Below are 18,663 nucleotides of genomic sequence, written 5' to 3'. Positions count from 1 at the left end.
TCAAAGTCAGGAAAAATGCATAAGGCGTTATTGTCGCATTTTAATCGTTGCTGTTTGTATGTTTCTCGTTAAAGTTGTAAAAATCTCATGAGTAAGCATTGTTATTTTTAATACTCACCAGTCGTTTTTTGCATCCTATATAATGTTGCGCTGTAGCAATCTTGATTTCCCGCGCGATGAACATGACCAAACCCCCAGATTTTTTATTGTCTATCCATTCGATCTTTTGCCAAAAGATACGCACTTTATAATTCATAAACGATGGAATAGTAAAAGGAAGATACTATAACCATGTTAAACAATCTGTTTGTCATCAGATTAACGATTAATCCTTCCTGTAACCCCTTTTGAATAATGATGAGTTAGCACGATGGTGAAAAGAACGGTTTTTCTCTTATCTTTAGCGAGCACGTTATCGGTGTCTCCTTTAAGTATGAGCAATAGTTATGCAACCCCTGAAATCCCTTCTGTTGAAACGATTAAAGTGGCAGATAGTTTTAATTTTGCCAATGTGCATCGTCGTGCGGCTGAATTAGCGACGCAACCTTTTAAAGAAGATACTTCAGCAGCTTTACCTGATTATTTGGTGAATTTGGGCTATGACCAGTATCGAGATTTGCGTTTTCGCACGGATAAATCTTTATGGTTAAAAGATAAATTACCGTTTATTGCACGCTTTTTCCATCGCGGTTTTTTGTACAACAAACAAGTAAAGATTAATATCGTCGATGAGGGGATTATCTCCCCTTTAGAATATAGCCGTGATTTGTTTACTTTTGGTAAAACAGAATTACCTTCTGATATGCCTGCGACTTTAGGATTTGCAGGATTTCAATTATTTTACCCTTTGATTAATGATGAAAATTTTAACGAATTTGCTTCATTTGTTGGGGCAAGTTATTTCCGCGCAGTGGGTAAAAACCAGCATTGGGGGTTATCCGCGCGAGGTTTAGCCATTAATACAGGAAATAATGAGGAATTTCCTTATTTCAGCGAATTTTGGTTAGAAAAACCGAATAAAGATGCGACGAGTATCACTGTTTATGCACTCTTAGAGAGTAAAAGTGTTACAGGGGCTTATCGTTTTACCCTTTCGCCCAGCATTGACACAGTTATCAGTGTGAAAGCTAGCATTTTCCCCCGTGAAAAAGTCGCTAAACTGGGTATTTCTCCGTTAACCAGTATGTTTTATCACGGTGAAAATACTGACCGTTTTCAAGATGATTTCCGCCCAGAAGTGCATGATTCTGATGGCTTATTGATGGCAAATGGCAGCGGTGAGTGGATTTGGAGACCGTTAAATAATCCGCAAGATTTACGAATTAACTCTTTTTCTGATGACAATCCGCGTGGTTTTGGCTTAATGCAACGGGACAGGGATTTTAATAACTATCAGGATTTAGAATCTTTTTATCATCAACGTCCTAGCGCGTGGATTGAACCCATTGGTCAATGGGGTAAAGGGGTTGTGCAGTTAGTAGAAATCCCCACCGATGCGGAACGTAACGATAATATTGTTTTATTCTGGGTACCTGAAAAACCGATAGAAAAAGGTGACGAAGTTACATTTGAATATCGTATTCGCTTCATGAGTGATGATGAACAATTACAATCAGGCGGGCGAGTGATTTCAACACGAATAGGACGCGGTGGTAGTGATAGCTTAAATGAAAAACAACGGAAATTTGTCATTGAATTCAGTGGTAATGCTTTAGAAAATTTACCCATCGATACGGTATTAGATGGTGTCGTCTCTAGCACTAAAGGGAAAATCATCAATAAGGTTGTGCAAAAAAACCCGTTTACAAAAGGCTATCGCTTGTTTTTTGAATTAGAAGTAGCAGACCAAGACCCTGTTGAATTACGTGCATTTTTAAAACGAGGGAATGACGTATTAACCGAAACATGGAGTTATCAATGGAACCCCACGAAAAAGTAGGCAATAGCGTGCTTGTCCCTGTGGACATTACCAATCGCTTACAAGCCTATTTGAACACGTATAAATTGCCTGAAGCAGAACAGGCTCTCGTGACAAAGCAAGTGATGGAACGCATTACTACTCGTATCGAGCTAAACCCGCAACAAGGCTTGTCTTTCCGTCTTGCCATTGAAGAAGCACAATTTGCGATAGATGAATGGTTAATGCTCTCTCATTACCGCCCGACGGTTGAAAGCAGTCACCGTGATGAAGTAGTTTTACCACAGCGTTATCATCAACTGCTTTCGGTTTATACAACATGGCTGGTTCGTACTAACGTACAATTACATCGTGGCTTAATACAGCGGTCAACTGCCTCGCCTTTACAAGCCGTGCCAAACGTGATTGAAAATAAGATGAACATTCACCCGTTTGAATTTTGGTCATTATGGGCATTAGGCAAACAAGCTATTGCGCAAGGGTATGCTTGGATACGTCGTTTTTTTGCGGGTAACAGCCCAACCGCTTAAGATAACACGATTGCTTATTAGCGTTATCACGAAGCTGTCATTATTTCACTTGATGTGTTAAGACTAACCGTTTATTGAAAACTGCTAGTCTTTAACACCTTTTTCATCCCCTGCTTTATGTTCCAGCACTCACCAAACTGCCAGCCTATAAAGCGCGTTTTCTTTTGATATTAGCAATGCTCACGTTATGACGAACACTCTTTTGCAACTGGGTCTTTTATTTTTCAACCTCTGTCGCTTTCGCATCGCCCCGCAACACCTCCCATACTCACCCGTTTTACTCTGGGGCTGTATGCTCTGTTATGTGCTACTCAATATCCCGTTACTCGCTATGCAACTGGATTTCCCAACAGCACTATTACTGAGCCTTTTAGAAATTGCTTTATTAGCCTTCGTTGTTGCCAGTTTATTATATATCGTGAAGCTCTTACCACGCTTTGTGCAAACACTCACCGCCATTGCAGGAACGGGGAGTTTATTCGGCTTACTTGGTATGCCTATCAGCCTATTTATTTATGTTCAACAATCCAATAATGAACCCGTTGAATTTTCCGCAATAATTCTTACCGCGCTGGTTATTTGGCAATTGGCTATCTATATTCACATTTTCCGTCACGCGCTCAATCTAACTATCTTCTTCAGTGTCATTGTTACCTTTGTTGTGCTCAGTTTAGTTGCAACTTTATTGGGACAAATTACCGCTTTATTATAATAAATCATGCATATACATATTTTAGGGATTTGTGGCACTTTCATGGCGGGGCTTGCTGTCTTAGCAAAACAATTAGGACATACCGTTGTTGGTTCTGATGTCGCTATTTATCCACCCATGAGCACCCAATTAGCTGAACAAGGGATTGAATGCAAACAGGGATATTTAGCAGAACATTTAAACCCACGTCCCGATTGCGTCATTATTGGCAATGCCTTATCACGGGGTAATCCAGCAATAGAAGCCGTGTTAAATTTAGGTATTCCCTACATTTCAGGCGCACAATGGCTGGCTGAACAACTCCTGCATAATCGTTGGGTCATTGCGATTGCAGGTACACATGGCAAAACAACAACCAGTAGCATGGTCGCGTGGATACTGACTGATGCGGGTTTAGAATGCGGTTTTTTAATTGGTGGTGTGCCCGAAAATTTTGGCGTTTCTGCCCGTTTAGGTAGCGTGCCGTTTTTTGTTGTAGAAGCGGATGAATACGATACCGCATTTTTTGATAAACGCGCCAAATTTGTCCACTATCGCCCGCGTACTCTGATTTTAAATAACTTAGAATTCGACCACGCCGATATTTATCCTGATTTAGCCGCGATTCAACGCCAATTTCATCACCTTGTGCGCACTGTTCCCAGTCAAGGGCTTATCGTCTATAACGGACAACAAAATAGTTTACAAACCGTTTTAAAACAAGGCTGTTGGACACCAACGGAAACATTTGCCCAAACAAATTCTGCATGGCAAGCACATTTATTAACAACTGATGGCAGTGCCTTTACAGTCTCCCACAAAGGACAAACACAAGGCGAAGTTCATTGGCAATTATGCGGTGAACATAATGTACACAATGCCTTAGCAGCGATTATTGCCTGCCAACATGTTGGCATTTTACCCCAACAAGCCTGTGAAGCATTAAGCCGTTTTCAAAATGTAAAACGTCGCTTGGAATGTCGTGGCGTTGCGCAGCAAATCACAGTTTATGATGACTTTGCCCACCATCCGACAGCGATTCGAGTGACAATGCAAGCCTTACGACAACGGGTTGGCGATGCACGCATTATTGCCGTGTTAGAACCCCGTTCCGCCACCATGAAAATGGGCTATTTTCAAAACGAACTCGCGCCCGCACTACAACAAGCCGATGCGATTTTCTTATACCAATCCCCACAACTAGGCTGGTCACTAGCCAAAGCCGTACCAAATGGTCATTTATGCCACGATACCGAAACGTTAATTCAGCAACTGTGCGAATTCACCCGCCCAAACGACCATATTTTAATTATGAGCAATGGCGGTTTTGAAAATATTCACCAACGCCTATTAAAAGCGTTGAATCAGAAAACGCCTAACGGATTTTTTTAGGAAATTATCATGCGTCAAATAGTATTAGATACAGAAACGACAGGATTAGAACCAAAAGAAGGGCATAGAATCATTGAAATCGGCTGTATTGAAATACTCAACCGTCGTGTTACAAAACAACACTTTCACTGCTATTTAAATCCTGAATGTGAAATATCAGCAGAAGCCGTTGCTGTACATGGTCTTACAAGCGAGTTTCTACAAGATAAACCCAAATTTGCCGAAATTGTCACCAAATTTATGGATTTTATCCGCGATGCAGAATTGATTATTCATAACGCCGATTTCGACGTAGGCTTTATTAATCATGAATTACAACTACTGCGTCAAAATTGGCAAGCCTTAAACCACTATTGCCAAATCACCGACACGCTAAAAATGGCACGCACCCTCTTCCCAGGACAAAAAGCCAATTTAGATGCCTTATGTCGACGCTATGGCATTGATAACTCACATAGAGAATTACACGGCGCATTATTAGACGCGGAACTCTTAGCCGAAGTTTATCTTGCCATGACAGGCGGACAAACCAGCTTGCTAGCAACTGATAGCAATCAACAAACTAACCGCCATCAACCCGCGCAAGAAACAATTCGCCGTTTAGCAACAGACCGCCCCGCTTTACCCATTATTCTAGCGAACGCAGAAGAACTCGAAGCCCATCAACAACGCTTAAACGCCATTGATAAAGCCAGCGGGGGAAAATGTGCATGGAAAAAACTCACCGAAACGCCTGCAAATGTGCCAGAATAGCCCCGTTAGATGACGATACTACAGCTTGATTAAATAGAAACTTTCGTGATTTAACGTCTATAAAAAGGAGAGGGGATAGATGGCGCGCCCGACAGGATTCGAACCTGTGACCTTTGGCTCCGGAGGCCAACGCTCTATCCGGGCTGAGCTACGGGCGCGTAGCGAAATGAAGTTGTAAATTGTACATGATTTAATCACACCCGTCTATCTGCTTAGATAAAAGCCTATGTTATACTGATAGGCTCAAATTATGTCGGCTTTTATTTAAACAAGTTTGTTTATTTAAAAGGGGTTTCACGAGAGCAATCAAGGTGGTGTTTCTATGAGGAACTTAGCTTTATTATTAGCATTATGGATTATTGTTGCGGTTAGTCTCGTTGCAAGTGTGGAGTATTACTTAGCAACTCCGCCAGAACCAGCGGGCGCAGTAGAATTACGGGTTAAACCAATCAGCGCGGTCAATATCGGAGCAGTTCCCGTTGTTGCTGAAGCAAAAGATGAAAAATTAGCCCCTGGTGAAAAAGTTTATAAAAACGTTTGTAGTGCCTGTCATGCAACAGGTGCGTTAAACGCGCCTAAATTTGGCAATAAAGACGATTGGGCTCCCCGCATTGCAAAAGGTATTGATACCCTTTATACCCATGCAATTGGAGGCTTTAACACGATGCCCGCCAAAGGTGGTCAAGCACAATTGAGCGATGACGAAGTGAAAGAAGCCGTTCGCTTTATGATAGGAGATGCGGAAGGTAAAAAACCTGAAGCCGCTGCCGAACCTGCTCCCGCAACCCCTGCACCTGCCGAAGCCGCTAAACCAGCAGAAGAAGCTAAACCAGCGGAAACAGCCCCAGCTCCTCAAACTGAAGCGACCAAACCCGCAGAAACAACAGCCAGTACAGGTGCGGTTGATGTCAGTGCTTATGACTTAGCCAAAGGCGAAGAAGTTTATAAAGCCACCTGTTTTGCTTGCCACGATTCAGGGTTAGCAGGCGCACCTAAATTTGCTGATGCCAGCGCGTGGAAAGACCGCATTGCACAAGGTTTAGATACCATGTTTGGTCATGCCCTCAATGGTTTCCAAGGTAAAGCAGGCATTATGCCCCCTAAAGGTGGTTCTACGGCTAGCGATGACGACATCAAAGCAGCCGTTGCCTTTATGGTTTCTAAAGCCCAATAAAAACTGTTTTAAAAAAATAAACCACTGTATGCCCTTTTAAGCGACAGTGGTTTTTTTATGCCTAAAACACGATTATCTGAATCAAAATTTTCAGGATTACCCCCCCAAACCAAAAACTATAGCAAACGTACTATAAAACGATGCCAAGGCGGATGAATGACGCTTTTAAATCCTGCTAATCCTGTGAATCCTGATTCAGACATCAGACAAATGCGTTAAGATTAATTCAACTAAAAAACGGCGGAGAAAGCGGATGAAACCCTTGATTAAAATCATCTTATCTATCGGTGTTATGACACTGATTCTTTTATTTTCCCTACACTTATTGCCTGATGAATCCTTAAGCCCAGAAGCCAGCGCGTGGTTAGCCCCTAATACCAACCTGCCAAAACCTGAAGAAAATGCCTATTTCAGTTTATTAGCGTTTGATGTGCCAGAAGGGCAAAACCCTCATGCAGAAGGACTTAAAAAAGCCGCACTGATTAGCGCGAGCGCAGAACACTATTTAAAAACGGGAAAAAATACCTATAAAAATGAAGCAGCTGACGATTTACTTTCTAAAATAACGCTAGATAATCTCTGTCAATGGGAAAAACAAGACTGTTTTAATGTCTTACGGGAAAAAAACAGCGATGTACAAGCCTTAATAACAAAATACCGTTTTTTATTAAATCGTTATCGGGATTTATACCAATACAAACATTTTCATGATGTCACGTTATTTACGATTTACACCCCAATCCCAAAATACGCCCAGCTTTTAAGAATACAAAACCTTTCCCATATGGCACTTGTCAACCACATCGACAACGGGCAAATCAACGAGGTGTTGACACAATTACAACAAGATTTCAATTTTTATCAACGACTACTTGCTGAGAGCAATAATCTAATTGCTAAAGTGATTGCTGAGCGTGCGCTCGCGCAAACCCTGCATGTTTATAGTAATTTATTAGATATTCCCCAGTTAAGTCCTGAAGTGATTACCGCTATTAACCAAATTCCGACCTTAAGCCCTGCTGAACTTTCTTTAGAATTAGCGATGCGGTCAGAATTTAGAGCGATGGCAAATCAACTTTTATTAATGGCAAGCGTACCACAGGCTTTTTTAACCACAGAAGAGGATAACTTGCTCTTTCAATGGGGGGAGAAAGTACTTCCTTTTAAACCTCGTGCAACAATTAACTTTGAATATCCACGTTATACCCGCCTGCTTCCCCTAAACACACTCAGCTATGAAGAAGGACAAGCACTTATTCGCCAACAAGAAACGCCATTACCCGTTGCAACATGGCGATGGTTTTATAATCCTATTGGGCATATTTTAAGTGATATTGCTGTTCCTGATTTTAGTATTTATTTCCTTCGCTTACAGGATTTAACAGGATTAATTGCCCTTGTAAAATTAAAAGCCCAATTACGGGCGGAAAATATCACCGTTAAACAATTCTCAACCGTAAATAGCCCTTATAAAATCCATCCTTATACAAAAGGCGTTGCTCAAATTGCAGGAGAACCCCCCTTTATAACTTATGCCATCATGGCTTATCAACGTAAAAATCCAGAACCCACTTATTTAAGCCATCTTTATCTGGGAAAATGGTTTTTTACAGATTAACCCCAGTTTTGCGAGATTGATAAAATAACCTGAGTTCGGCGAGTTTCTTTTAAAAAGACAACAAGTTGTCTGAATCAGGATTAGCAGGATTAAAAAGCGTGATTTACCTGACTTTTTGGTTTGAGGGTTTTAAATCCTGTTAATCCTGAAAATCCTGATTCAGAAAATGTTTTAATCTTGTCTGGAGAATCCCGATGAAAAACAAGAGAGTAATCTCTGCTAGTCCTTCAAACCTTTTCGCCTGTTCCGACAGACCTGCTAGGTTTTTAAAACCTAGCAGGTCTCTGTTTTATTTTATAAATCTCGCCAAACTCAGGTTATCCTATCAACCTTACCTGTTTAGTAATACCTAACGCGAGTACGGCGAAAAATGCTTTAGAAATATAGCCCTTGTCGCCATATAACTTACCTTGAATAAATTGCGTCATCGCCCTTAAGCCCTTGCGGTCATCAAAATTCGCGGCGGTGAGAAAAAAGGAGATTAATTCACCGTTATCATCAATGACTAAATGTAATTTAAAGCCAAAATACCACCCAATAGAGTTCTTCCCCCTCTGTGCAAGGTTTGCAAAGGTTTTATGGTGTGAAATTCGCCGATTGTGGCAAACCTTTAACGGGGTGGAGTCAATGAAGGCAATCCCGCGAGAGTTTACCCGCCGACTGTGCAAGTAAGCACTGAGCGGTATCATCACTGACTGGGATAACTCAACAAACCGTTGATAACTGACCCGTTTCGGAAACGCCCCCCCGAGTACCTGAGGAACATAGTGGGTATAAAATCCTTTGAAATGGCGTTGATTAGATTGATGAAACAACACGAGTAAGGTCATCACTTCCGACGGGGACATTGTCCCATCTCGCTGACTTTTCTTGGGATTTCCTTCTTCTAACAACATTTGTTCCCATAAAGGCATGAACCATTTACAAAAGTCGTCGATTGAGCAGAACAGGATTGTTATCATATCCATGGTTGTACCTTTGGAAAGTGGGGGTGGACGTTTAGTGATGTTCCATTATTCCTACTTTTCCTTTAGGTACAACTTTTTATTTCTTCCATTCCCCTTTTATTCCGCTTTTATCATTAATCCGCTGTTTTATATCTATTATCTCGCCGTACTCGCGTTAAATTAATTTATCATTGAATTTAGGTTTGTTCTAACCTGAGTTCGGCGAGTTTTATAAAACAGAGACCTGCTAGGTTTTGAAAACCTAGCAGGTCTTTTTTTTGTCTGAATCAGAATTCACAGAATTAGCAGAATAAAAAAGCATGATTCACCTTAATTTTTTGGTTTAAGGGTTTTAAATTCTGTTAATTCTGAAAATTCTGTGAATTCTGGTTCAGACAAACTATTGTCTTTTTAAAAGAAACTCGCCGAACTTAGGTTAAATTAAATCAAACGTCGCATTAAAACAATGGCAAGTAATACAAATAAAATCGGTGAAAACAAGGCACTAGCGATAATGTTCATATTGAAAACCAAGCCGACATTGCCTGCTGTTTGATTTAAAATATGAAAGCCTATGCCAATTAATGCGCCCACTAAAATCCGTTGCCCGATTGCAACCGTCCGTAATGAGCCAAACACGAAGGGAATAGCGATGAAAATCATGGCTAAACTCACTAATGGATAGGTAATCCGTTGCCAAAACGCCAATTGATACGGCTCGTCACGTTGTCCGCTTTCACGCAAGTATTTAATATAACTATATAAACCAGTTAACGATAATTTTTCAGGGCTGACAATCACTGATTTAATCAGTGCAGGATTTAAAACCGCACCCCAATCCAATTTTTCTAATGTTTCCAAGCGAATAGCATCTGCACTCAATGTGTCACGGCGAACATCGCGCAGTTGCCATACCCCATTTTCATAATAAGCAGACTTTGCAAGCACTAATGATTTTAATTGTAAATTATCATCTAATTGATATAACGCAATTGCACCAAATCCGCCATCATGTTGAATTGTACGGATATTAATAAAATTATTTTTATCTCGCGCCCAAAAACCGTAACGGCTTTGAAAGGATATATATTCATTGTCGGCTTGTGCCACAGAACGCATGTTATAGGCGTATTGGTCGCCAGCGGGAGCGATAGTTTCCCCTATCAGCATGACTAACAGGGTTAAAGGTAGGGCAATTTGTAAAACTGAACGGGCAATACGTAAGACGGAAACACCACTAGCACGAATAACGGTTAATTCATGATTAGTCGCCATCGCGCCCAACCCCAATAAACTGCCTAGTAAAACAGAGGTTGGAAATAATTCATAAATATGTTGGGGTGTTTGTAACGTGACAAATAAAACCGCTTGCCATACGCCATATTGTTGTTTGCCAATGTCATCGACTTCGTCAATAAAATCAAAAAAGACAAAAAGCCCAACGAGGATAAATAGAACCATTAAAATGCCTATTAAAACGTTGTAACCGATATATTTATCAATTTTTCTCATGCGGGCATATCAACCAATCAATAAAGCGTCAGCAGCGGGTTTATACGGGCTAGGAGGGACGATGAACCCGTTTAATTTCAAAGCCTTCATCAAAAGTCAGAAGATCAGTAATTTGATGAATAAGCGGTAGGTCTTTTTTATCAAATTCGACAAATTGACAACCGATACAATTGAGTTGTGGATTAATATTCGGTTCAGACCAGCGAGTTTTTACTTGAATATCAAGATAAGGCTTATCGATATATTGTACATTCTCAGGCATTTCGATACGAATATCTAAGAGTTGGTCAGGATTGATGTTTAATTGAGAAATAAACATTAATCCTTGTTCAGATATATCGCCTAAATACCCTAGTAATTCATTGTTTTTTCTATTAATAACATCTAAGTATAAAAACAAGTGTCTGCGTACACTGCTTCTTTCGGACATAAGAAATCCCTCAGTTTATCAGCAATTATGCATTTAAATCAGGAATAAGCTGACTTTTTAAACGCATAATTGTATCTTTTAAATACAACTTTCGTTTTTTCAGTCGTTGTAATTGAAGTTGATCCATATGCTTATCCTGTGATAAACGATGAATAACATCGTCTAAATCGTGGTGTTCTAACTCTAATTCCTCAATATGCTGTTCTAGTTTTATCCGTTCTTCTGTGCCTAATTGCATATTTTTCTCTTAAAATTTATTTGTTTTCTAAACATTAATTTGTATTTAACAAGCATACTTAAGCGAGTTTTTCATAAACCACTCAAAAGCATTGCTTATCATTCTGTTTAATTAGTTTAATCTGTCTTTTTATAAAAAACGAATACTCGTCACGGGCATTGAATCTGTGAAGATAAGACAAAATGAATTTTGTGTTATCGTGGTAAATCTCATAAAATCGGTAAGATACTCCGCTTATTTTTCAATAAATCGTACATTATTACACAATGCGCACTTTGCTTCCCTTTACTAAAATGCATGGGCTTGGTAACGACTTTATTGTTATCAATGCCATGAAGCAAGCTTTTAGCCTAACGCCTATTCAAATTCGTTATCTTGCGAATCGGCATATTGGCATTGGCTGTGATCAATTATTGGTTGTAGAACCGTCAACCCAAGCGATGGTTGATTTTCGCTATCGTATTTTTAATGCGGATGGCTCGGAAGTTCAACAGTGTGGCAATGGTGCACGTTGTTTTGCAAAATATGTCTATGACAAAGGATTAACGACTAAACATATTTTACATGTCGAAACCATGTCAGGGATTATCCAATTGCATATCCGCCCTGATGGTAATATTACCGTCAATATGGGAAAACCGCGTTTTTTACCTGCCGAAATTCCATTTCTTGCTGAAGAAACCGCTTTATTTTACCCCTTAGAAGTTGAGGGGCGAACGTATCAAGTCAGTGTCGTTTCTATGGGCAATCCCCATGTCGTTTTGATTGTGGACAATGTTCGTGATGCCCCTGTACAAACCTTAGGCGCGGAAATTGAGCAACATCCGCGTTTTCCTGAGCGGGTGAATGTTGGTTTTATGCAGATTGTCGATAAACATCAAATCCGTTTACGAGTGTTTGAACGTGGTGTAGGGGAAACTTTTGCTTGTGGAACAGGTGCTTGTGCGGCTGTTGTTGCAGGGCAACGTGCTGGACTATTAGGCTCATCTGTTATTGTTCACTTGCATTATGGGCAATTGCATATTGAATGGGCAGCGACGGATTCAGCAAGCGTGAATATGAGTGGCCCTGCTACCTGTGTTTTTGAGGGAACAATAGAATTATGAATACACAAACCTTAATCGATGAAATGCCAGAGGAAGATGCTATTGTTGAATATTTAAGACGGCATCCGAAGTTTTTTTCGCGTCATGAAAATCTTTTAGCTATTTTAGAAATTCCACATCAACAAAAAGGCTCTGCGGTTTCCTTAGTAGAACGGCAATTAATTGTTTTACGCGATGAAAATCAACAACTTCAGCGTAAATTAGATAATCTCATTGCCATTGCAAAGCAAAATGAGATATTAAATCAACGGATTCAACGTTTAATTAGCGTACTTGCTGCGGCTATTAGTGCGGATGAATTTTTTAACCGTTTGTACGGTACATTACATAAAGAATTTGGAACAGATGCCGTTGTGGTGAAACTATTTGATATTCCTAATCCTGTCTTAGCGGGCAGACAAGAATTTGTGGAATATGACGCGCAGGTTTTTACCTTATTTGAAACCTTATTAAGTACAAATCACCCCAGTTGTGGGCGTTTATCTCATGTGCAAACCGATTATTTATTTCCCAATAGTCGAATTGCCTCAGCGGTTTTAATTCCCTTGGGTGTGCCTAAGGCTAACGGCATTCTTGCTATGGGCAGCAATGACGTTTCCCGTTTTCATGCAGGCATGGGCACTGATTTATTGAAATATATGGGGGATTTAATCAGCCACTTGCTCAAACCTTGGCTACGGGGTGGTGTATAAACGTATCAGACAAAAAAAGACCTGCTAAATTTCCAAAATTTAGCAGGTCTTTGTTATTTAAAGCAGTACTTCAAAATACGCTTATTTAAAAGAGCTTTTATGCTCAGTTTTTTTGGCTTCTTCTGCTTGATAAGATGCGCCGTTAAAAACTAAGCGTTTTTCGCCTGTCGCAGGAATAATCGTATTATCAGATTCACTTGCACGTTTCGTCCCTGTTTCAGTCAGTTGTAAATCATAAAATTCAGCATCATTCCCTTTGACGAAACTGATTTTTTGGTCATATTCGTAACACTCTAAGGGGTGAGCATCTGGTTCACAAGTCCCTAAATTGTCGCTGTAAGTTTCTTGATCTAGGGCAATAATAAATTTTTTACCAATTGGCAGGATAACGGTAGAATTTGAAACCGTGTAGCCTTGGAACGTGCCGCCCCCGTCTAAAATAGCCCCATAGTTATCATCACCTACTTTCACAAAAGTAACGCTGGGATACGCGCCACCACTACCCGGTGCATCGATGTTTTTTGTTTCTGCCTCTATTTTCCAGTTGCTATTCTCATTTGTCCAAACGGTAGCCCACACGGTGCTGTTATCCGCATGAGCATCTCCCTTAGACTTTGCGACAAGTACCATTTGTTTGTCTTGTCCTGCTTGTTGAAAGGATTGTTGCAGGATAGGTTCATAACCTTGTTCTTTGATTTTAGCTAACCATGTTTCTGGGGTCGCTGCAATGGCAACAGATTGAAAAAGTAACATGGTAGTAAAAGCAATTACAAATTGTTGACGCATATATTGTCCTTAAAACGCTATCTAAAAGAATAAATGTAGAAATGTATTAATCAAGCAAATGAGGGAACAAAAAGGCTTATCTGAAGATGAATTAAGCGATAAAACAGGTCTTTATGTTTGGGCAATAAAATCTGTAGAATCTGACCCAAATTACATTGACTCATGGTGTTTAAGTAATATTATTGAATTATCTAAAGTTTTATGTATTCCAATACAGCTTCTATTAGGCGTAAAAACTGATGTTTGATATGTTCAAACGCTGTCGGTCGCCTACTCACGCAAACACTCACCGATGGCAGAGTGATTTATTACCAATATGATGCCAACGGCAATGTCACCGCAATTACCCCACCGAGTCGTCCCCAACATACGTTTGATTACAACGCGGTGGATTATCAAACCGCCTATATTCCGCCTGTTTTACCCGAGATAACTGCGCCACAAACCCAATATATTTGGAATGTGGACAAAGAACTCACGCAAATTATCCGCCCCGATGGACAAACCGTTACGCTCAATTATGCGCAAGGACGTTTAAACAACTTAACCCTGCCCAATGGCACACAAAACTTAAGTTATGACCCACAAGGACGAGTCACCAGTTTAACCGCCGTTGATGGTAGCGCACTCAGTTACACCTACGATGGTTCTTTAGCCCTCTCAGAAACCAGCACAGGCACAGTGAATGGTTCGGTGGAATTAAGTTACAACAACAACCTACAAGTCACTGAAGCCCGTGTAAATGGGGAAACTATCAGCTATCAATACGATAACGACGGATTATTAAGCCAAGTTGGTGCAATCCAACTGAACCGACGAGCAGAAAATGGTTTATTAACAAGCACCACCCTAGAAAATGTCGTAACCCAACGCGAATACAGCCTTTTTGGCGAACTGAGCGCGGAAACCGCGAGTTATGCCAACAATCCCCTGTATCAGGTTTATTACACCCACGATAAAGCAGGACGGATTACCCAGAAATTAGAAACGATTGAAGGCATTACCCACAGCATTGATTACAGCTACGACCTCGCAGGACGCTTAATTGAAGTCAAACAAGATGGAATCATCACAGAAACCTATCAATACGATGCCAATGGCAACCGCCTCAACAACGCACAGTACGATGCACAAGACCGTTTGTTGCAATATGGTTCAAACACTTACAGCTATACGTTCAATGGCGAATTACTGACTAAAAATGATACAACCTATCATTACGACGTATTAGGCAATCTCCGCCAAGTCCAACAACCCACAAAAACCATCGAATACGTCATCGATGCGAAAAACCGTCGTGTCGGTAAAAAAGTCAATGGTGTGCTGACACAACGCTTTATTTATCAAGGTAAGTTAAAACCTGTTGTTCAACTCGATGGACAAGGCAATTTAGTTGCTCGTTTTGTCTATGCTTCAAAAGCAAACATTCCTGATTACATTCTCAAAAATGGCAATACTTATCGCGTTATCTCCGACCACTTAGGCAGTCCGCGCTTAATCATTGATGTGCAAACAGGCACAATTGCCCAACGCTTAAATTACGATGCGTTTGGTAATATCACCCAAGATACGAATCCTGAGTTTCAACCGTTTGGGTTTGCTGGAGGATTGTATGATGTTGATACGAAACTGACACGGTTTGGCGCACGGGATTATGAAGCGGAGACGGGGTGGTGGACGAGTAAAGACCCGATTGGGTTGGTTGCTGAAAGTAATGTGTTTGTTTATACAGGTAATGACCCAATAAACTTTATTGATTCCACAGGATTATATGTGAATGTAGTCGTATGTGGGGATAATATACAGATTATTCTACCTGTTACTTTTCGAGGGGAAACTTCTTGGGGGTTTGAACAGAGATTTATTAACCAAGTTCAAAAAGGATGGAGTGGTCAGTTTGGTAAGTATACTACCTCAATGAAAGTTCAAACCGTTGAATCAGGTGGAAATATAATAAATGTTGTATACACCAGACGTGAAGGATTCACATCAGTTGAACGTGACCAAATGTTTATCCGAGCTGAATCAGAGTGGACACCTTATGGGAATCGACGATAGATATGTTCAACCATCTGACGATACTAGAGAAAAAAGAGAAAAGAAACTCAAGTTTTTCGGCAATATTATGCATGGTTCTTCTGGGACGGTATGGGAAATTGATATAGAAGATATACTGCAAAATAAATACGGAATTAATAATATTACAAGGAATTGTCCAAAATAAGAGATATTAAAACGATATTAGGAGTTACGCAGTTGAAGTTGTAATTTATTAATTTTGATTTTAAATCAAAAATTTATCTATTCAACTGCGTAATTCCTAATAATAGTTGAATAATCATTTCATGGTGTTAAACATGACAAACTTACTCCTAACAACGTTAGTTTTCACTTTTTTGTTACCCCCCAAGATTGAACAACCAATAGATATGCCATTATGGAAAGCAGTTGTATATGCTAATGTTATCGTCATAGGGAAAGTAACGAGTCTTTCTGAATCTGATAATTCATTTACCGCAGATTTTCAAATAACTAGCATACTTAAAGGTAGTAGTATTAAAGACGACCGAAAAGTCACTTTTTATATTGAAAAACATAAAAGCCTACTTAAGAACTGTCTTAAGCAGGATTGTATGGTTTTTTTGGATGACTCACATGATTCTAATTGGATTTTTCTTCTTGATTGGTCAAAAGCTATCATAAACATTTCCAAAGAGACAGCTTTCACTCAAATGGTAAAACAAGAAATTCTCCAACAAGTAACTGATGTAAAAAAAGTTCACGATTATTTAAATCGAAATTCATTGAATGAAGAGTTAACAGTAAAACAATTTTTAGTGGATATTTTTGATAAAGAAAAAGTACATAAAGCCTGTGATCAACTCCAAACACGAGATGTCAGCATTGCTCCTGCGTTGATTAAATACATGGACGATAGGAGAGTATTACCTTATCCAGGGTTAGCACTTAATTCCCCGCATGTTTTTGATGATGGAAGTGTTGAGGGTATTACTCACTATTCTCCAGATTTAGTCATTGATTTACTCGATACGATGTTGGGAGTAATAACAGGAGCGGGCAGTGAGCTTTATAATGAGGGGACTGAAGAGATACGTAAAGAAAGAGTCTTTTTTTGGCATGTTTGGTTGTGTCATAAGCAACCTGTCTTTTGTGAATAGCAAGCCAAGCAGGGAGGTATCGTTACGATACCCCCCTCAGCATCGATGCGAAAAACCGTCGGTCGTGTCGGTAAAAAAGTCAATGGCGTACTGACACAAGGCTTTATCTATCAAGGCAAACTCAAACCTGTTGCGCAATTAGACGGGCAAGGCAATTTAGTTGCTCGTTTTGTCTATGCTTCAAAAGCAAACATTCCTGATTACATCCTCAAAAATGGCAATACTTATCGAGTTATCTCCGACCACTTAGGTAGTCCGCGCTTAATCATTGATGTGCAAACAGGCACAATTGCCCAACGCTTAAATTACGATGCGTTTGGTAATATCACCCCTGAGTTTCAACCCTTCGGCTTTGCAGGTGGATTGTATGATGTTGATACCAAACTCACACGGTTTGGCGCACGGGATTATGAAGCGGAGACGGAGCGGTGGACGAGTAAAGACCCGATTAATTTTAAAGGCGGGAGTGCTAATTTATTTGAGTATGTCGGTAGTGCCCAGTCAATTGGATTGACCCGACAGGTAAGCTTGCTTGGTTTGTTGCTCCCATTATAGCTATTGCACTCACTATTTACGATATAGTTGTACCCCCAACTTTACCAGCAGGGCATGAAAATGATGCGATTGTACCAAGCTTGGGACCTGGTGATATTTTAGGTGCAACGGTATCTGCGGTAAGAATAGGAACCACAGCTGTTTCCGTTGTTGCAGATGTATTACCCATTATTAAGGGGACACAGCGTGGGTTACGTAATCCTGAATTGGTTGATCAGATTAAAAATGATATGCTGAATGGTAATTTCAACTATTCTGAATTGCGAGCGCAAATAGCTGGGTACTTAGATGATGGCAAATACTATGTGACTGAGGGGCATCATAGAATGACAGCCGCACTGGAAGGAGACAGGTAATCCAGAACCTGTGTGGAGTTTAATCCGTGAGGGTAAATGGGATAAACTCTCATACGGAATGCAGATTAATAGTTGTCCTTTAGGAAGATAAGGTAAATCATCATGGTGTTATCAGATGCTGGTGTCAAGATAGTATGTAGTGGTGTAGTTACTGGAGATATCGTGATACCAGCATTTACTTTATATGAGAATAAAATACTATGCATGAAACTACCAAAAAGTATCCGCCCAGTAGAAATAAATCTTATCTTTAATATTTTACTTAAAAAGTATCGCACTAATAGTTTAAAAATTTTTGGTAACCCATCAAGAGTAGGGGTATTGTTATTTTTAAATGATTCTTTGTTCTTTAGATATAAATGGTATAAAAAAACAGCTCTTGATTATTTGAAGACATTTGCAAATTTAAGTATTTACCAATCTGAAGAAATATTATGTAGCATAAATATTTTTCCATCTACAATGGTTAGATTTTTGAGTTGCACACAACGCTTTCTGATTGAAATTGAGATAGCTTGTAGCCATTCTGATATTCTCATATTTTCTCTTGATGGAATAGACCCATTAGGGAGCAATATCATTGTGGAATATGTTAGAAGCAAGCTCTTTAAAATATCAGCAATTTGTATTTGTACTCCTTTAGTAAATCCCACTCATCATCAAACTGATTCCTGCTCAAATACTAGTATAATTTATGAAGAATACATTCATATTAACAAACGAACATAGCCCAGCCAAATAAGGTGGGCATCGCCCACCTTACCACTACGATGTCCTAGGCAATCT

Annotated in this window: 21 protein-coding genes and 1 tRNA gene; 16 read left to right on the top strand and 6 right to left on the bottom strand. The window is 39.9% G+C overall.

All coding sequences use genetic code 11. From position 1 onward, the window contains the following. The first annotated feature begins 370 nt into the window (after positions 1-370). The 5 genes from BEGALDRAFT_RS07525 (at position 371) to dnaQ (ending at position 5,284) form a co-directional block, all read left to right on the top strand. Complete coding sequence (locus BEGALDRAFT_RS07525; protein ID WP_002685319.1) at positions 371-1,939, top strand: glucan biosynthesis protein; 1,569 nt, start codon at positions 371-373, stop codon at positions 1,937-1,939. Then, the gene (locus BEGALDRAFT_RS07520; protein ID WP_002685317.1) at positions 1,918-2,448 is read left to right on the top strand and encodes a hypothetical protein; all 531 of its coding nucleotides are present in this window, start codon (positions 1,918-1,920) and stop codon (positions 2,446-2,448) included. The genes BEGALDRAFT_RS07525 and BEGALDRAFT_RS07520 overlap by 22 nt, the downstream gene beginning before the upstream one ends. A 187-nt stretch (positions 2,449-2,635) precedes the next feature. After that, positions 2,636-3,160: a hypothetical protein gene (locus BEGALDRAFT_RS18105; RefSeq protein ID WP_002685315.1), complete on the top strand. Its 525-nt coding sequence runs from the start codon at positions 2,636-2,638 to the stop codon at positions 3,158-3,160. A gap of 6 nt (positions 3,161-3,166) precedes the next feature. Next, entirely contained in the window at positions 3,167-4,531 is a 1,365-nt protein-coding gene (mpl, locus tag BEGALDRAFT_RS07510) for a UDP-N-acetylmuramate:L-alanyl-gamma-D-glutamyl-meso-diaminopimelate ligase (RefSeq protein ID WP_002685314.1), read from the top strand. 9 nt (positions 4,532-4,540) lie between these two features. Next, complete coding sequence (gene dnaQ, locus BEGALDRAFT_RS07505; protein WP_002685312.1) at positions 4,541-5,284, top strand: DNA polymerase III subunit epsilon; 744 nt, start codon at positions 4,541-4,543, stop codon at positions 5,282-5,284. Positions 5,285-5,364: 80 nt separating this feature from the next. Here dnaQ and BEGALDRAFT_RS07500 read toward each other — a convergent pair. Further along, positions 5,365-5,442 (bottom strand) — tRNA-Arg (locus tag BEGALDRAFT_RS07500). A 164-nt stretch (positions 5,443-5,606) separates the two neighbouring features. Between BEGALDRAFT_RS07500 and BEGALDRAFT_RS07495 the strand changes: the two genes are divergently transcribed. After that, positions 5,607-6,458 (top strand): c-type cytochrome, encoded by an 852-nt coding sequence (locus BEGALDRAFT_RS07495; protein WP_002685310.1) that lies wholly within the window; start codon positions 5,607-5,609, stop codon positions 6,456-6,458. 253 nt (positions 6,459-6,711) lie between these two features. Further along, complete coding sequence (locus BEGALDRAFT_RS07490; protein ID WP_002685307.1) at positions 6,712-8,076, top strand: hypothetical protein; 1,365 nt, start codon at positions 6,712-6,714, stop codon at positions 8,074-8,076. Positions 8,077-8,393: 317 nt separating this feature from the next. Here the strand turns inward: BEGALDRAFT_RS07490 and BEGALDRAFT_RS07485 are convergent, their stop codons facing one another. The 4 genes from BEGALDRAFT_RS07485 to BEGALDRAFT_RS07470 form a co-directional block, all read right to left on the bottom strand. Beyond that, entirely contained in the window at positions 8,394-9,044 is a 651-nt protein-coding gene (locus BEGALDRAFT_RS07485; RefSeq protein ID WP_002685305.1) for an IS982 family transposase, read from the bottom strand. Between the two features lie 420 nt (positions 9,045-9,464). After that, a complete protein-coding gene (gene lptG, locus BEGALDRAFT_RS07480) occupies positions 9,465-10,535 on the bottom strand; it encodes an LPS export ABC transporter permease LptG (protein WP_002685300.1) in 1,071 nt (356 codons plus the stop codon). A 49-nt stretch (positions 10,536-10,584) separates the two neighbouring features. After that, on the bottom strand, positions 10,585-10,965 hold the full coding sequence (locus tag BEGALDRAFT_RS07475) for a PilZ domain-containing protein (protein ID WP_002685292.1): 381 nt from the start codon (positions 10,963-10,965) through the stop codon (positions 10,585-10,587). 25 nt (positions 10,966-10,990) lie between these two features. Then, complete coding sequence (locus tag BEGALDRAFT_RS07470) at positions 10,991-11,203, bottom strand: YdcH family protein (RefSeq protein WP_002685285.1); 213 nt, start codon at positions 11,201-11,203, stop codon at positions 10,991-10,993. A 266-nt stretch (positions 11,204-11,469) separates the two neighbouring features. Between BEGALDRAFT_RS07470 and dapF the strand changes: the two genes are divergently transcribed. Beyond that, complete coding sequence (gene dapF / locus BEGALDRAFT_RS07465; protein WP_002685284.1) at positions 11,470-12,309, top strand: diaminopimelate epimerase; 840 nt, start codon at positions 11,470-11,472, stop codon at positions 12,307-12,309. Beyond that, positions 12,306-13,001, top strand: a complete 696-nt coding sequence (locus tag BEGALDRAFT_RS07460; protein ID WP_002685283.1) for a DUF484 family protein — start codon at positions 12,306-12,308, stop codon at positions 12,999-13,001. The genes dapF and BEGALDRAFT_RS07460 overlap by 4 nt, the downstream gene beginning before the upstream one ends. 81 nt (positions 13,002-13,082) lie before the next feature. Here the strand turns inward: BEGALDRAFT_RS07460 and BEGALDRAFT_RS07455 are convergent, their stop codons facing one another. Next, positions 13,083-13,787, bottom strand: coding sequence for a hypothetical protein (locus BEGALDRAFT_RS07455; RefSeq protein WP_002685282.1), 705 nt, complete (start codon positions 13,785-13,787; stop codon positions 13,083-13,085). Between the two features lie 58 nt (positions 13,788-13,845). Here BEGALDRAFT_RS07455 and BEGALDRAFT_RS07450 point away from each other — a divergent pair, with 58 nt between their 5' ends. The 7 genes from BEGALDRAFT_RS07450 (at position 13,846) to BEGALDRAFT_RS07420 (ending at position 18,606) form a co-directional block, all read left to right on the top strand. Then, on the top strand, positions 13,846-14,034 hold the full coding sequence (locus BEGALDRAFT_RS07450) for a helix-turn-helix domain-containing protein (protein ID WP_040294908.1): 189 nt from the start codon (positions 13,846-13,848) through the stop codon (positions 14,032-14,034). After that, a complete protein-coding gene (locus BEGALDRAFT_RS07445) occupies positions 14,031-15,845 on the top strand; it encodes an RHS repeat domain-containing protein (protein WP_002685281.1) in 1,815 nt (604 codons plus the stop codon). Before BEGALDRAFT_RS07450 ends, BEGALDRAFT_RS07445 begins: the two co-directional genes overlap by 4 nt. Then, positions 15,829-16,011, top strand: coding sequence for a hypothetical protein (locus BEGALDRAFT_RS07440; protein ID WP_002685280.1), 183 nt, complete (start codon positions 15,829-15,831; stop codon positions 16,009-16,011). The genes BEGALDRAFT_RS07445 and BEGALDRAFT_RS07440 overlap by 17 nt, the downstream gene beginning before the upstream one ends. 133 nt (positions 16,012-16,144) lie before the next feature. Beyond that, positions 16,145-16,966, top strand: coding sequence for a hypothetical protein (locus BEGALDRAFT_RS07435; RefSeq protein ID WP_040294907.1), 822 nt, complete (start codon positions 16,145-16,147; stop codon positions 16,964-16,966). 45 nt (positions 16,967-17,011) lie between these two features. After that, positions 17,012-17,521: an RHS repeat domain-containing protein gene (locus tag BEGALDRAFT_RS07430; protein WP_002685276.1), complete on the top strand. Its 510-nt coding sequence runs from the start codon at positions 17,012-17,014 to the stop codon at positions 17,519-17,521. Between the two features lie 80 nt (positions 17,522-17,601). Next, a complete protein-coding gene (locus BEGALDRAFT_RS07425) occupies positions 17,602-17,877 on the top strand; it encodes a ParB N-terminal domain-containing protein (RefSeq protein ID WP_002685275.1) in 276 nt (91 codons plus the stop codon). 102 nt (positions 17,878-17,979) lie between these two features. Beyond that, on the top strand, positions 17,980-18,606 hold the full coding sequence (locus tag BEGALDRAFT_RS07420) for a hypothetical protein (RefSeq protein WP_002685273.1): 627 nt from the start codon (positions 17,980-17,982) through the stop codon (positions 18,604-18,606). Positions 18,607-18,663: the final 57 nt, after the last annotated feature.

The sequence above is a fragment of the Beggiatoa alba B18LD genome (assembly GCF_000245015.1).
GTDB classification, from domain to species: domain Bacteria; phylum Pseudomonadota; class Gammaproteobacteria; order Beggiatoales; family Beggiatoaceae; genus Beggiatoa; species Beggiatoa alba.
This window is presented reverse-complemented; position numbering and strand designations above follow the sequence as displayed.